Source organism: Pseudomonas sp. NFX224, from assembly GCF_048565165.1.
In the GTDB taxonomy this organism is placed as follows: Bacteria; Pseudomonadota; Gammaproteobacteria; order Pseudomonadales; family Pseudomonadaceae; genus Aquipseudomonas.
In genome coordinates this window covers 2,707,599-2,720,610 of record NZ_CP183416.1, presented here as the reverse complement: position 1 = coordinate 2,720,610, position 13,012 = coordinate 2,707,599, and the positions used below count along the sequence as shown (strand labels likewise).

General features: G+C 61.6%; 11 protein-coding genes. 6 read left to right on the top strand and 5 right to left on the bottom strand.

Features of this window, described 5'->3' with window-relative positions:
- Nucleotides 1–89: 89 nt before the first annotated feature.
- Nucleotides 90–977, bottom strand: a complete 888-nt coding sequence (locus ACNYC6_RS12185) for a LysR family transcriptional regulator (protein ID WP_419712495.1) — start codon at nt 975–977, stop codon at nt 90–92.
- 128 nt (nt 978–1,105) lie between these two features.
- On the opposite strand from ACNYC6_RS12185, the gene lysM reads away from it, so the two are divergent.
- Nucleotides 1,106–1,546, top strand: a complete 441-nt coding sequence (gene lysM, locus ACNYC6_RS12180; protein WP_419712494.1) for a peptidoglycan-binding protein LysM — start codon at nt 1,106–1,108, stop codon at nt 1,544–1,546.
- A gap of 43 nt (nt 1,547–1,589) precedes the next feature.
- Here lysM and yrfG read toward each other — a convergent pair whose 3' ends face one another.
- Nucleotides 1,590–2,252 (bottom strand): GMP/IMP nucleotidase, encoded by a 663-nt coding sequence (yrfG, locus tag ACNYC6_RS12175; RefSeq protein WP_419712493.1) that lies wholly within the window; start codon nt 2,250–2,252, stop codon nt 1,590–1,592.
- 90 nt (nt 2,253–2,342) lie between these two features.
- Here yrfG and nudE point away from each other — a divergent pair, with 90 nt between their 5' ends.
- Both nudE and cysQ read left to right on the top strand, forming a co-directional pair.
- On the top strand, nt 2,343–2,909 hold the full coding sequence (gene nudE, locus ACNYC6_RS12170) for an ADP compounds hydrolase NudE (RefSeq protein ID WP_077044227.1): 567 nt from the start codon (nt 2,343–2,345) through the stop codon (nt 2,907–2,909).
- Nucleotides 2,906–3,733, top strand: coding sequence for a 3'(2'),5'-bisphosphate nucleotidase CysQ (cysQ, locus tag ACNYC6_RS12165; RefSeq protein WP_419712492.1), 828 nt, complete (start codon nt 2,906–2,908; stop codon nt 3,731–3,733). The genes nudE and cysQ overlap by 4 nt, the downstream gene beginning before the upstream one ends.
- Nucleotides 3,734–3,850: 117 nt before the next feature.
- Here cysQ and ACNYC6_RS12160 read toward each other — a convergent pair whose 3' ends face one another.
- Genes ACNYC6_RS12160 through ACNYC6_RS12150 form a run of 3 tightly spaced genes read right to left on the bottom strand, consistent with a single transcriptional unit; the run spans nt 3,851 to nt 7,546 of the window.
- Nucleotides 3,851–4,306: a YiiD C-terminal domain-containing protein gene (locus ACNYC6_RS12160; RefSeq protein WP_419712491.1), complete on the bottom strand. Its 456-nt coding sequence runs from the start codon at nt 4,304–4,306 to the stop codon at nt 3,851–3,853.
- 40 nt (nt 4,307–4,346) lie between these two features.
- Nucleotides 4,347–5,741 carry a sigma-54-dependent transcriptional regulator gene (locus ACNYC6_RS12155; RefSeq protein ID WP_419712490.1) on the bottom strand — a complete coding sequence of 465 codons (1,395 nt, stop codon included), beginning with the start codon at nt 5,739–5,741 and terminating at the stop codon, nt 4,347–4,349.
- The gene (locus ACNYC6_RS12150; RefSeq protein ID WP_419712489.1) at nt 5,738–7,546 is read right to left on the bottom strand and encodes a sensor histidine kinase; all 1,809 of its coding nucleotides are present in this window, start codon (nt 7,544–7,546) and stop codon (nt 5,738–5,740) included. The genes ACNYC6_RS12155 and ACNYC6_RS12150 overlap by 4 nt, the downstream gene beginning before the upstream one ends.
- A 175-nt stretch (nt 7,547–7,721) precedes the next feature.
- Here ACNYC6_RS12150 and ACNYC6_RS12145 point away from each other — a divergent pair, with 175 nt between their 5' ends.
- From ACNYC6_RS12145 to aguA, 3 genes are all read left to right on the top strand, one after another.
- Nucleotides 7,722–10,634 (top strand): aminotransferase, encoded by a 2,913-nt coding sequence (locus ACNYC6_RS12145; RefSeq protein ID WP_419712488.1) that lies wholly within the window; start codon nt 7,722–7,724, stop codon nt 10,632–10,634.
- A gap of 203 nt (nt 10,635–10,837) precedes the next feature.
- Complete coding sequence (gene aguB, locus ACNYC6_RS12140) at nt 10,838–11,716, top strand: N-carbamoylputrescine amidase (RefSeq protein WP_419712487.1); 879 nt, start codon at nt 10,838–10,840, stop codon at nt 11,714–11,716.
- A gap of 5 nt (nt 11,717–11,721) precedes the next feature.
- Nucleotides 11,722–12,828: an agmatine deiminase gene (gene aguA, locus ACNYC6_RS12135; RefSeq protein WP_419712486.1), complete on the top strand. Its 1,107-nt coding sequence runs from the start codon at nt 11,722–11,724 to the stop codon at nt 12,826–12,828.
- Nucleotides 12,829–13,012 lie beyond the last annotated feature (184 nt).

Genomic DNA, 13,012 nt, shown 5'->3' with positions numbered 1-13,012 from the left:
ATCACCGACGGTTTGATCAGCTTTAAGACTAGGCGCGGCAACTTGTCGCGTCTAATCGCTATTACTGATCTGCCGATAGATGCCGTCGATCAAGCGCCCATCAGCGATTGTTGATAGATCGCGAAACAGGCTTCCGCCAACGCAGACCGCGGCGCGCTGCGACGCATGATCAACCCCAGCCGGCCGAGCGTCTGGGCGTTTTCAATCGGTTGCAGGCGCAAGTGCTCGGTCAGGCCTTCGAGCCCACCGTCCAACGGCATCAGGGCGCAGCACAGGCCGCCGTGCACAGCTTGTAACAGTTGATGCACGGCATCGGTCTGCAACAACGGTTGTGGTGTGAGGCCGCGGCTGTGGAAGTTGTGGTCGATGGACTGGCGAAAGTGCATGCCGCTGGTGAGCATGCCCAGCGGTAGCTCGATCAACGATTCCCAACTCAACGGCGCCTCGCCAAAGGTGAAGAAGCGCTGATCGTAGAGCAGGCCCATGCGGGTTTCGCTGAAGGTGAGTGAGTCGAAGTGTTCGCCGTCCAGCCGTTCCAGATAGGAAACCCCAAGATCCAGGCGATTGTTCGCCAGTTGTTCGAGGATCTGCTCGGAACTCAGCGCCGACAGTTCGAAGCGCAGGCTCGGGTGTTCGGCGTGCAGGCGTTGCAGCAGTGGCAACGGATCAAAGCTCGACAGTGGCACCACACCTAGACGCAAGGTCCCGACCAGATTGCCGCGACAGGCCGCGGCCTCGGCGTACAAGCCGTCATAGGCGGCGAGCACGGTACGTGCCCACGCCAGCACCCGCTCGCCAGGTGCGGTGAAACCCTCGAAGCGCTGGCCGCGATTAACCAGTGGCAAGTCGAGTTCTTCTTCGAGGCTGCGCAGGCGCATGGACAGCGTCGGCTGGGTGATATGGCAGCGCGCGGCGGCCTGGCCGAAGTGCCGGGTTTCGTCGAGCGCGATGAGGAATTTCAGCTGCTTGATGTCCATCGTCGCTCCAGGGTTCGGGAATGAGCGGATTCTATCGCAAGCGGGGTCATTGGTCGGGTTGGATTCGCAAGTGACGGTGGTGGTCTAGGCTTTTGCGTCTGGAACCTCAAACCCAAGGAGAACGCACCATGAGTCTTTTGAGCTTTGTAAAAGAGGCAGGCGAAAAACTGCTGGATTTGCTGACACCGGGCAACGCCAATGCCAGTGATCAGTTGAAAGAACACATCAGCAAGGTCGGCTTGGGAAATCCGAATGTGCAGGCAACGGTTGATGGCGACAAAGTCACCGTGACTGGCGAAGTGGCGAGCCAGGAAGAGAAAGAGAAAATCCTGCTGGCCGTGGGCAACATTGCCGGTGTCGGCAGCGTGGATGATCAGATCACCGTGACCGGGCCAGTAGCCGCGGCCGCGCGTTTCGTGGTCGTGAAGAAGGGCGACACACTCAGCGCCATATCGTTGGCGGTGTATGGCAGCGCCAACCAGTACAACAAGATCTTTGAGGCCAACAAGCCAATGCTGTCGCATCCGGACAAGATCTATCCGGGGCAGACATTGCGGATTCCCGAGTAATGCGAGGCCTGTAGGAGCTGCCGAAGGCTGCTCCTACAGGAGATCAGAGCCCTGCAATCAAATCCCGATAATCCCCGACAGCCGCAAACTCGGCCGTGTCCTTCGGCCCTTTGCGGCTGTCGGGTTCACGCACCGCCAATAAATGCGCCACACCAAAATCCCGCGCACTGCGCAAAATCGGTAAGGTGTCGTCGATGAACAGGCTACGCGCAGGATCGAAGCCGATATCGGCCTGTAACGCGTCCCAGAACTGCGGATTTTCCTTGGGGAAACCGTAATCGTGAGAGCTGATCAAACGCTCGAAATACGGCGCCAATTCGATTTTTTCCAGTTTCAGTGACAGCGCATCCCTGTGAGCGTTGGTGATCAGCACCACGCGCTTGCCGGCCTGCTGGATCGCCGCCAGAAAGGTATCGGCATCCGGGCGCAGGGCAATCAGGTGCGCGGTTTCCAGTTTCAGGTCGCGCACCGACAGTTTCAGCTCGGCACTCCAGAAATCCAGGCAGTACCACTGCAACTGGCCGGCGTTGCGCTCGAACAATGGATGCAGCTCCATCTCGGCCATCGCCCGGCTGACCCCGTGCAATTCGGCGTAGCGCTGGGGCAGATGTTCCAGCCAGAAATGGTTGTCGAAGTGCAGGTCCAGCAGCGTGCCATCCATGTCCAGCAGAACGGTGTCGATGTCGCGCCAGGGCAGCAGTGACATAAAAAACTTCTCCAGCGGTAAAAAAGATATCCGAGGTAAACAATCAGGATAGGCCGGGTATAGTAACGCGTTCACGCCAAGGAGCCGCTCATGCGCCAGAAACCCACCATCCTCGCCCGCGAGATCGTCGCCACCAGCCGTTTATTCTGCGTCGAGGAGTTGAAACTGCGCTTTTCCAACGGCGTGGAACGTACCTATGAACGCTTGGTCGGCAAGGGCGCAGGTTATGGCGCGGTGATGGTCGTGGCGATGCTCGATGCCGATCACGCGGTGTTGGTCGAGGAGTATTGCGGCGGCACGGATGAGTACGAACTGTCATTGCCCAAAGGCCTGATCGAGCCGGGCGAAGACGTGTTGGCGGCGGCCGAGCGCGAGCTCAAGGAAGAGGCCGGTTTTGGCGCGCGGCAATTGGAGCATCTGACCGAGCTGTCGTTGTCGCCCGGTTACATGAGCCAGAAAATTCAGGTGGTGCTGGCCACCGATCTCTACGAAGAACGCCTGGAGGGTGATGAACCCGAGCCGATGGGCCTGGGCAAAGTCAACCTGCGCGAGTTGTCGGCGTTGGCGCAAAACCCGCAATTCACTGAGGGCCGTGCCTTGGCGGCGCTGTATCTGGCCCGTGATCTGTTGACCCAGCGTGGGGTGTTTCTGCCATGAATTTCCCTCATCCGTTGATGGCGCCCGTGGTTGAACTGGCATTGAAGGCGGGTGAAGCGATCCTGCCGTTCTGGCGCACCGGTACGGCCGTGACGGCCAAGGCTGATGACTCACCTGTCACTGCCGCAGACCTTGCCGCTCACCACCTGATTCTGGCCGGGCTGACGGCGCTGGACCCGAGCATTCCGGTGCTGTCCGAGGAAGACGCCAATATCCCCCAAACCGTGCGTGCCGGATGGCAGCGTTGGTGGCTGGTCGATCCGCTGGACGGCACCAAGGAGTTCATCAGCGGCAGCGAAGAGTTCACCGTCAATATTGCCCTGATCGAAAACGGCCAAGTGGTATTCGGTGTGGTGTCGATGCCGACCAACGGCCGCTTCTACGTCGGTGGCGCCGGGCTCGGTGCGTGGCGTGGCGAAAAAGGCGGGACGCCGGTGGCGATTCAGGTGCGTGATGTTCTGGCGCCCGGTCAATCGTTCACCGTGGTTGCCAGTCGCCGTCATTCGAGCCCGGAACAAGAGCGCTTGCTGGCCGGGTTGAGTGCGAGCCTGGGCGAACTGCAATTGGCCAATATCGGCAGTTCGCTGAAGTTTTGCTTGTTGGCGGAAGGCGCGGCGGATTGCTATCCACGTCTGGCGCCGACTTCGCAGTGGGACACAGCAGCGGCACAAGGCGTACTGGAAGGCGCGGGTGGTGAGGTGCTGGACTTGAGCGGTGCGCCGTTCTGTTATCCGGCGCGGGAATCGCTGTTGAATGAGTTCTTTTTGGCGTTGCCGGCGAAGGCGGCGTGGCGCGAGAAACTGTTGGAGTTGGCTCGCTCCTAAATGGCGGCTGCTACGCAGCCGATCGCCAGCAGGCCAGCTCCCACAGTTGATCTCTGTTGCCTGTAGATGTTGTGTACGACAGCGCTCCAATGTGTGCGAGCCTGCTCGCGATGGGGTTTACCGGTGCAAGACATATTGCCCGGTAAACCTCACCGCATCCTCATCACGGCCTTCATTGACGACCCGCGTATGCAGCGTCAACCGCGCTCGGCTATAGCGCTGGAACGTGGTCAGGAATTTCTTCCAGATCACCGGGTCCGGCGCCTGGCAAATGGCGTTGGCATCGCCCGTCACCGGCAACGGGTAACTGATCTGCCCTTCCTGAATCACAATGTGCCCGTCGGTGATGCCTTCTTCTTTCAGGCGCAAATGCAACCAGCCCCAGCCGGCCAGTACCGCGCCGCAATACAGGCTGCCGCCGAACATGGTGCTCTTGTGGTTGACGTTGGCGTCCAGCGGCAAGTACAGGCGCAGTTGCTGGTCGTGCCAGTCGAGCACCTTGAGGCCCATGTCCCGGGTGAGGGGGATGTCGTGGTGGAGGACGGATTCCAGTTGACGACTGTCGCGGCTCATTCGGCGGTCTCTTGTTCGAAGTGGATGATCTGACGGCGGCTCAATCGAGGTCGTCGCTTTGGCTGGACGCGCCGCTGTCGGCGAAGCTCAGGCCGTGTTTACGCAGTTTGTCGTGCAAGGTCTTGCGCGGAATGCCCAGGGCTTCGGCGACGCTGCGTACCGAGCTGTGCGAACGCGCCAGTTCGGCGGCGATCAGGGTTTTCTCGAAGTTTTCCACTTGTTCGCTCAAGCCGCCGCTGACCAATTCCACCACGGTGCCCGCGGCGCCTTGTGGCTCATTGTTGTCCAGCGCCAGTTCCAGGCCGAGGGCGAAACGTTCCGCTGCGTTTTGCAGTTCGCGTACGTTGCCCGGCCAGGTGTGGCGCAACAGCAGTGCGCGTTGCCCCGGCTGTAATTCATGGGGCGGCAAACTGTGTCGGGCACTGGCCTCATCGGCAAAATGCTGGAACAGCACCAGCGCGTCTTCGCCACGCTCGCGCAGCGGTGGAATGCGCAGCGGCGCGACGTTCAGGCGGTAATACAAGTCGGCGCGGAAGCGGCCCTGATCGGCGGACTGCCGCAGGTCTTCCTTGGTGGCGGCGATGATGCGGATATCCAGCGGGATCAGCTGATTTCCACCCAGACGTTCCACCACGCGCTCTTGCAGCAGGCGTAGCAATTTCACCTGCACATCCAGGCTCATGCTCTCGATTTCATCGAGGAACAACGTGCCGCCGTTGGCGAACTCGAACTTGCCGATGCGGCGCTTCTGCGCACCGGTGAAAGCCCCCGGCTCATGACCGAACAGCTCACTCTCGACCACCGACTCGGCCAGCGCCCCGGCGTTGATCGCCACGAACGGTCCGTTACGCCGACTCGATAAATCATGCAGCGCGCGGGCTACGACTTCCTTGCCGGCACCGGTTTCGCCGAGGATCAGCACGTCGGCCTTGGTCGCCGCCAATGCGCCGATCTGCTCGCGCAGGCGCAGCATCGACGGCGATTGCCCGACCAGACGCGTGCTCAGCTCATTGCGATCGCTGAGCGCCAAACGCAGGCTGCGGTTATCCAGCACCAAGCGGCGCAAGGCCAGGGCGCGGCGCACGCTGTCGAGCAAGGCATCGCTGGCGAAGGGTTTTTCGAGAAAGTCATAGGCCCCGGCGCGCATGGCTTGCACCGCCAGCGGCACGTCGCCGTGACCCGTGATCAGCAGCACCGGCAACTCCGGGTCCTGGGCGTGGAGTTCGGTCAGTAGTTCGAGGCCATCCATGCCCGGCATGCGGATGTCGCTGACCACCACGCCCGGCCAGTCACGTTCCAGTTGTCCGGCCAAACCCTTGGCCTCGGCCAGCGGCAGAATTTTCAAGCCCGCCAGATCCAGCGTCTGGCTCAAGGCTTGGCGCAGGTGGGGATCGTCGTCGATCAACACGACCTGAATGCGGTTGTCGATGGTCATGCACTTCGGTCCTCGGACGGTTGCAGGCTCACACCCGGCGCGCCTGCGCGTAGCTTCAGGGTAATCAGCGCGCCGCCTTCCTTGTGGTTGGCGAACGACAGTTCACCACCGAAGGCGCGCATCAGGGTTTCGCAGATCGCCAGCCCCAAGCCAAGGCCCTGGGTGCGGGTCTTGGTGGTATAGAAGGGCTCGCTGGCGCGGCCAAGGGCTTCCATGCAAAAGCCGGGGCCGTTGTCGCGAATGTACAGGTTGACGCCGTCGGCGGTGGTTTCGGCACTCAGCCAGAGCTTGCGTGGCGGACCTTTTTCCGTGAGGGCATCGAGGGCGTTGGCCAGCAGGTTGCCGAGCACCTGACGCAAACGGGTTTCGCCGGCTTCAACCCACAACGCCGCTGCCGGCAGATCGCGGATCAATTCGACCTCCATGCTGCGCCGACGCTTGGCCAGCAACGCCAGCGCATCGTCCAGCGCCGGTTGCAGGGCGACGCTTTCCGGCGCGTGGCGATCGCGACGGGCGAAGGCCCGCAGGTGCGCAATGATCGAGGCCATGCGCCCGGTCAGTTCGCTGATCAACTTGAGGTTGCCGCGGGCATCGTCGGTGCGTTGGTGGTCGAGCAACACTTCGGCGTTTTCCGCGTAGCTGCGGATCGCGGCCAGCGGTTGATTGAGTTCGTGGCTGATGCTCGCCGACATCGTCCCCAACGCCGAGAGCTTGCCGGCCTGCACCAGGTCATCCTGGGCGCGCACCAGTTCTTGCTGGGCCTGTTCGCGTTCCAGCACTTCCTGTTTCAGTCGACGGTTGAGGCCTTCCAGATCGCTGGTGCGCTCGGCGACCCGGCCTTCCAGTTCGCGTCGGGCCTTGCCTTCGAAGGCGATCCGATCCAGATAATGCCGGCGGCGCTGCATCATCAGGCCGAGCAACAGCATCAACACCAACAGCATCGCACCACCGATGGCGACCACCGTGCGCACCGGGCGGTCGATCAAGGTGCGCGGGGCGAGAATGCTGACGTTCCAGCCGGTTTCCGCGATCGCCTGGGTCTGGGTCAGCCAGGCATTGGGGTTGAGTTTCAATGGCTTCGGATCGCGGGTCGGATAAGGTTGAATCGCGCTGATGGCTTTGCGCTCGTCCTCGCTCAGCGGGCGGGTCGAGCGGAAGCGCCATTCCGGGCGTGAAGTGAGGATGACCACGCCGTTGTGATCGGTCAGCAACAGTTGTTCCGGGGTTTTGCCCCAGAGGCTTTCGGTGTGGTCGAGGTCGACCTTAATCACCAGCACGCCGGTGATTTTCTCGCCATTGCGCACCGCTGCGGCGAAGAAGTAACCGCGTTTGGCCGACGTGGTGCCCAGCCCGAAGAAGCGCCCGAGTCGCCCGGCCATGGCTTCGCTGAAGTACGGGCGGAACGAGAAATTGCGCCCGACGAAACTGTCGTGTTTGTCCCAATTGGAAGCCGCCAGCGTCTTGCCGGTGGTGTCCATCAGGTACATGACTTCGGCGCCGGTCTGGGCGCTGATGTTTTTCAGCAGGCGGTTGGCATTGCCCTGGCTGACGCTGTCGTCGGGGGCACCGAGTACGGCGCGCAAGGCCGGCAGCTCACCCAGGATCTGCGGCAGCACTTCATAGCGGTGCAGCGTTCCCAACAGGTTGGCGACATAGAGGTCGAGCGTCTGGCGGTTCTGCCCGGCCAGTTCGCTGCGGTAGTAACGCTCGGCCAGATGCTCCAGCGGCCACAGCAACGGCGCCAGGCACAGCGCGAGCAGGGCCAGGCTGCGCCAGCGGGGTCTGCGGGGGAGGGTCGGAGTCATAAGCATCGAGCGCCTGTGGGTATGGACGCATTATGCCTAGGCGCAGGCATCGGTGTCCTTGAAGAGTGCGCGGCATCCTGCACGTCACCGCTGGGCGTGACAGTGAGGGAAGGGGTTGCGTATCGCCCCAAGCAGTGGCGATATAGGCGCCTAATAAAATTTCAGAGGTTGTTGTATGCCGCTCGCCACGTTGATTCATCGCGCCAGTTTGCCCAGCCCGCAAGTGACTGCGGAGCAAGCGCTAGAGCTGTTGCAGGAGCATTACGGACTGAGCGGCAGATTGCAGGCACTCGGCAGCCAGCAGGATCTTAACTACCGCGTCGACAGTGACCAGGGGCGTTTCGTCCTGAAGATCTGCCGGGGCGATTATTCGGCGCTGGAGCTGCAAGCCCAGCATGCCGGGCTCAAGCATTTGGGCGAGCATCCCGAGGTGCACGTGCCGCGAGTGATCCCGGCGAAAAACGGCGCCGACCTGCTGTCTCTGGATGTCGGCGGCCAGGCGGTGCATGTGCGCCTGCTGGACTACATCGAGGGCCAGTCGCTGACCCATCTCGATTATTTCAACCCCACGGTGGTGGCCGGTTTCGGTCGCTTGTGCGGCGAGATGGATCTGGCGCTCGCGGGATTCGATCATCCGGGGCTGGTGCGCACCCTGCAGTGGGACGCGCGTCATGCCCAGGCACTGATCGCGCATTTGTTGCCGGTCATCCAGGATGACGCCCAGCGCAAACTGATCGCCGACGCGGCCGAAATCGCTGATCGCCGCTTGCAGCCCTTGGTCGACAAACTGCCGGTGCAAGCCATCCACATGGACATCACCGATGACAACGTGGTGTGGCAGCGTGATGCGCAACGACATTGGCAATTGCAGGGTGTCATCGATTTCGGCGATCTGGTGCGCACCTGGCGTATCACTGACTTGTCGGTGACGTGCGCGGCGCTGTTGCATCACGGTGAGGGCGATCCGTTCTGCATCTTGCCGGCGGTGCAGGCGTATCACGCGGTCAATCCGCTGACTCATGAAGAGTTGCAGGCGCTGTGGCCGCTGATCGTCGCCCGTGCGGCGGTGCTGGTGCTCAGCGGCGAGCAGCAGGTGAGCATTGATCCGGGCAACGCCTACAGCCGCGACAACCTGACCCACGAGTGGGAGATTTTCCGCGTCGCGACTTCGGTGCCGCTGGCGCTGATGGAAGCGGCGATCCTGACCGCGGTTGGCCAGAACCTGCCGGGTATTGTCAGCGAAGGTTTTGCGCCGCTGTTGCCGAGCCTGGTGGGACGCGAATTTGCCTTGATCGATCTGGGCGTCCTCAGCCCGCATTTCGAGGCAGGGAACTGGGAACAGGAAGGGGTCGATCAGCGCCTGCTCAATGAAGCTGCCGCCGTCCATGAACTGGCGGCCAGTCGTTACGGGCAATATCGGTTGTCCCGTACCCGGTCGGACAGCGCCAACGAACCGGACACCTGTGCGCTACATGTCGAGTTGCGCGTGCCCCATGGCACGGCAGTCGAGGCGCCGTTTGCCGGTGTTGTTCATCAACCGTTGCAGGGTGTGCTGCAACTGGATGGCCCGCAATTGAGCGTGCGATTGTGGGGCCTGACGCCATCGCTGCACAGCGGCGCGGCGTTGGTCAAAGGCCAAGTGTTGGGCTCGGTCAGCGGGCCGTTGATCGTGCAGTTGTGCCGTGGTTCGGCGATCGATGCACCGCTGTTCTGTACGCCGTCGCGCGCCGCAGCCTGGCAAGCGCTGTGCCCGTCGCCCGCCGCCTTGCTGGGGCTGGCCTGCGATGCTGAGGCAGAGCTCGACTCGCAGACCTTGCTGGCTCGTCGCGATGCCAGTTTCGCCCGCACGCAAAAACACTATTACGTCGACCCGCCGCGCATCGAGCGCGGCTGGCGCAACCACCTGATCGACATGCAGGGCCGTTCCTATCTCGACATGCTCAACAACGTTGCGGTGCTGGGGCACGGGCATCCGCGCATGGCTGCGGTCGCCAGTCGCCAGTGGTCGCTGCTCAACACCAACTCGCGGTTCAACTATGCAGCGGTCGCCGAGTTTTCCGAGCGCTTGCTGAAGCTGGCGCCGGATTCCATGGACCGCGTGTTCCTGGTCAACAGTGGCAGCGAGGCCAATGACTTGGCGATCCGTCTGGCATGGGCCTACAGCGGCGGGCGCGACATGCTCAGCGTGCTGGAGGCCTATCACGGCTGGACGGTAGGCGCTGACGCGGTATCAACCTCTATTGCGGACAACCCCAAGGCACTGAGCAGCCGTCCGGACTGGGTGCATCCGGTTATTGCGCCGAACACCTATCGCGGGGAATTCCGTGGCCCGGACAGCGCGCCGGACTACGTGCGTAGCGTCGAGCACAACCTGGCGAAAATCGCTGAACAGAAGCGTCAATTGGCCGGTTTCATCTGCGAACCGGTGTATGGCAATGCCGGTGGCATCTCGTTGCCACCGGGTTACTTGAAGCAGGTCTATGCCATGGTCCGCGCTCAGGGCGGTGTGTGCATCGCCGACGAAGTGCAGGTCGGCTACGGGCGCATGGGCCATTTCTTCTGGGGCTTTGAAGAGCAGGGCGTGGTGCCGGACATCATCACCATGGCCAAAGGCATGGGCAACGGCCAGCCGCTTGGCGCGGTGATCACCCGCCGGGAAATCGCCGAAGCGCTGGAGGCCGAAGGGTATTTCTTCTCATCGGCCGGCGGCAGTCCGGTGAGTTGCCAGGTCGGCATGGCGGTGCTGGATGTGATGGAAGAAGAAAAACTCTGGGAGAACGCCCAGGTTGTTGGCGGGTATTTCAAGGAGCGCCTTGAAGCGCTGATCGATATTCATCCGCTAGTGGGCGCGGTGCATGGTTCGGGCTTCTATCTGGGCGTTGAGTTGATCCGCAACCGCGAGACGCTGGAGCCGGCGACCGAGGAAACCACCGCGCTGTGCGATCGCTTGCGTGAGCTGGGGATTTTCATGCAACCGACCGGTGATTACCTGAACGTGCTGAAGATCAAGCCGCCGATGGTGACGTCGCGCCAGAGCGTGGATTTCTTTGTCGACATGCTCTCGAAGGTACTCGCCGAAGGCCTGTAAACACAGAACCCCTGCAGAAGCGAGCAGGCTCGCTCCTGCAGTTTTCGGGGTTTTAACTCGATTGTTATCGGGTTTAAGTGCGTAAAATTAGACGGAATGCACATTTGTCACTTCTAAAGCCGATTTTTATCGGCTATAAAGTCGCCATTGCCAAGGCGTGGATACCCATGCCCGACCGTCAAGCACTTGCCCGGAGATGATCCATGAGCCGTATCGTTACCGTCGCCGCCACTCAGATGGCCTGTTCCTGGGACCTGGAAGGCAACATCGAAGTTGCCGAAAGACTGGTCCGTGAAGCTGCCGCCAAAGGCGCGCAGATCATCCTGATCCAGGAACTGTTCGAGGCGCCGTACTTCTGCCAGAAGCCGAACCCGGATTACCTGCAACTGGCCACGACGGTTGAAGACAACGTCGCCATCAAGCACTTCCAGAAAGTGGCCAAAGAACTGCAAGTGGTGCTGCCGATCAGCTTCTACGAGCTGGCGGGCCGTGCGCGTTTCAACAGCATCGCGATCATCGATGCCGACGGCAGCAACCTCGGGATTTATCGTAAAAGCCACATCCCGGACGGCCCTGGTTACCACGAAAAGTACTACTTCAACCCAGGCGATACCGGTTTCAAGGTGTGGAACACCCGTTACGCGAAAATCGGCGTGGGCATCTGCTGGGACCAGTGGTTTCCTGAGGCCGCGCGCAGCATGGCGTTGCAAGGCGCGGAAATCCTGTTCTACCCGACCGCCATCGGCAGCGAGCCGCACGACAAGACCATTTCGTCCCGCGATCACTGGCAGCGCGTGCAACAGGGCCATGCCGGCGCCAACCTGATGCCGCTGATCGCCAGCAACCGCATCGGCAACGAAGAGCAGGACGGCTACGACATTACCTTCTACGGTTCGTCGTTTATCGCCAACCAGTTCGGCGAGAAAGTGCAGGAACTCAACGAGACCGAAGAGGGTGTGCTGGTCCACAGCTTCGACCTCGACAACCTCGAACACACACGCAGCGCCTGGGGCTCCTTCCGCGACCGTCGTCCGAACCTGTATGGTGCTCTCAAAACCCTCGACGGATCCCTGGAGTCCTGACTGCCATGACCACTTTGAACAGCACCCCTCGCGCAGACGGCTTTTACATGCCGGCCGAGTGGGCACCGCAAACCCAGACCTGGATGATCTGGCCCGAGCGCCCGGACAACTGGCGCCTGGGTGGCAAACCGGCGCAAGCCGCGCACGTGGCGGTGGCCAAGGCCATCGCCCGTTTCGAACCGGTCACCGTGGCGGTATCCGCCGGCCAGTACGAAAACGCCCGCGCCCGCCTCGACGTGCCGAATATCCGCGTTGTCGAGATGTCCAGCGACGACGCCTGGGTCCGCGATACCGGCCCGACGTTTGTCATCAATAACGGCGGCGAAGTCCGTGGCGTGAACTGGGACTTCAACGCCTGGGGTGGATTCGACGGTGGCCTGTACTCGCCGTGGAACCGTGATTCGCAGGTCGGTGGCAAGATCCTCGAGATTGAGCGCAGTTCGCGCTACCGCACCGAGGGCTTCGTGCTCGAAGGCGGCTCGATCCACGTCGACGGCGAAGGCACGTTGATCACCACCGAAGAATGCCTGCTCAACCGCAATCGCAATCCGCACCTGAACCGTGCAGACATCGAAGCGGTGCTCAGCGCGAATCTGGCTGTGGATAAAATCATCTGGCTGCCGGACGGTTTGTTCAACGACGAAACCGATGGCCATGTGGATAATTTCTGCTGCTATGTGCGTCCGGGTGAAGTGCTGCTGGCGTGGACCGATGATCCGCAGGACCCGAACTACCCGCGCTGCCAGGCGGCCATGAAAGTGCTGCAAAGCAGCACGGACGCCAAGGGGCGCCCCTTCACGGTGCACAAAATGCCGATTCCGGGGCCGCTGTATGCGACCGATGAAGAGTGCGCCGGTGTCGATCCGGTGGACGGCACTCAGGAGCGCAATCCGTCGGTACGCCTGGCCGGGTCCTACGTGAACTTCCTGATCGTCAATGGCGGCATCATTGCCCCGAGCTTCGACGACCCGCTGGACGGTCCGGCAAAAGAGATTTTGCAGAACCTGTTCCCGCAGCACGAAGTGGTCATGGTGCCTGGCCGTGAACTGTTACTGGGGGGCGGTAATATCCACTGCCTTACCCAACAACAGCCGGCGCCGCACAAAGAGTGAGTGCAGTTGTAACAGCTTGAGTTGATTGTGAAATCGATCAGGCAAACGTTTTCGCGCACTGCCTCGTACGAAGCCCGCAGCCCTCAAGGACTGCGGGCTTTTTCGTACCCGCAGGTCGACAATTCGGACACATTGGCATAGCTCTTGTATCGCTCAGGGTGCAAAACGGGGAGGGGGAGAACTT

Excerpts from the sequence above, each read along its gene's own strand:
- ACNYC6_RS12185 (WP_419712495.1), bottom strand. The coding sequence starts at position 977 with ATGGACATCAAGCAGCTGAAATTCCTCATCGCGCTCGACGAAACCCGG.
- lysM (WP_419712494.1), top strand. The coding sequence starts at position 1,106 with ATGAGTCTTTTGAGCTTTGTAAAAGAGGCAGGCGAAAAACTGCTGGAT.
- yrfG (WP_419712493.1), bottom strand. The coding sequence starts at position 2,252 with ATGTCACTGCTGCCCTGGCGCGACATCGACACCGTTCTGCTGGACATG.
- nudE (WP_077044227.1), top strand. The coding sequence starts at position 2,343 with ATGCGCCAGAAACCCACCATCCTCGCCCGCGAGATCGTCGCCACCAGC.
- cysQ (WP_419712492.1), top strand. The coding sequence starts at position 2,906 with ATGAATTTCCCTCATCCGTTGATGGCGCCCGTGGTTGAACTGGCATTG.
- ACNYC6_RS12160 (WP_419712491.1), bottom strand. The coding sequence starts at position 4,306 with ATGAGCCGCGACAGTCGTCAACTGGAATCCGTCCTCCACCACGACATC.
- ACNYC6_RS12155 (WP_419712490.1), bottom strand. The coding sequence starts at position 5,741 with ATGACCATCGACAACCGCATTCAGGTCGTGTTGATCGACGACGATCCC.
- ACNYC6_RS12150 (WP_419712489.1), bottom strand. The coding sequence starts at position 7,546 with ATGACTCCGACCCTCCCCCGCAGACCCCGCTGGCGCAGCCTGGCCCTG.
- ACNYC6_RS12145 (WP_419712488.1), top strand. The coding sequence starts at position 7,722 with ATGCCGCTCGCCACGTTGATTCATCGCGCCAGTTTGCCCAGCCCGCAA.
- aguB (WP_419712487.1), top strand. The coding sequence starts at position 10,838 with ATGAGCCGTATCGTTACCGTCGCCGCCACTCAGATGGCCTGTTCCTGG.
- aguA (WP_419712486.1), top strand. The coding sequence starts at position 11,722 with ATGACCACTTTGAACAGCACCCCTCGCGCAGACGGCTTTTACATGCCG.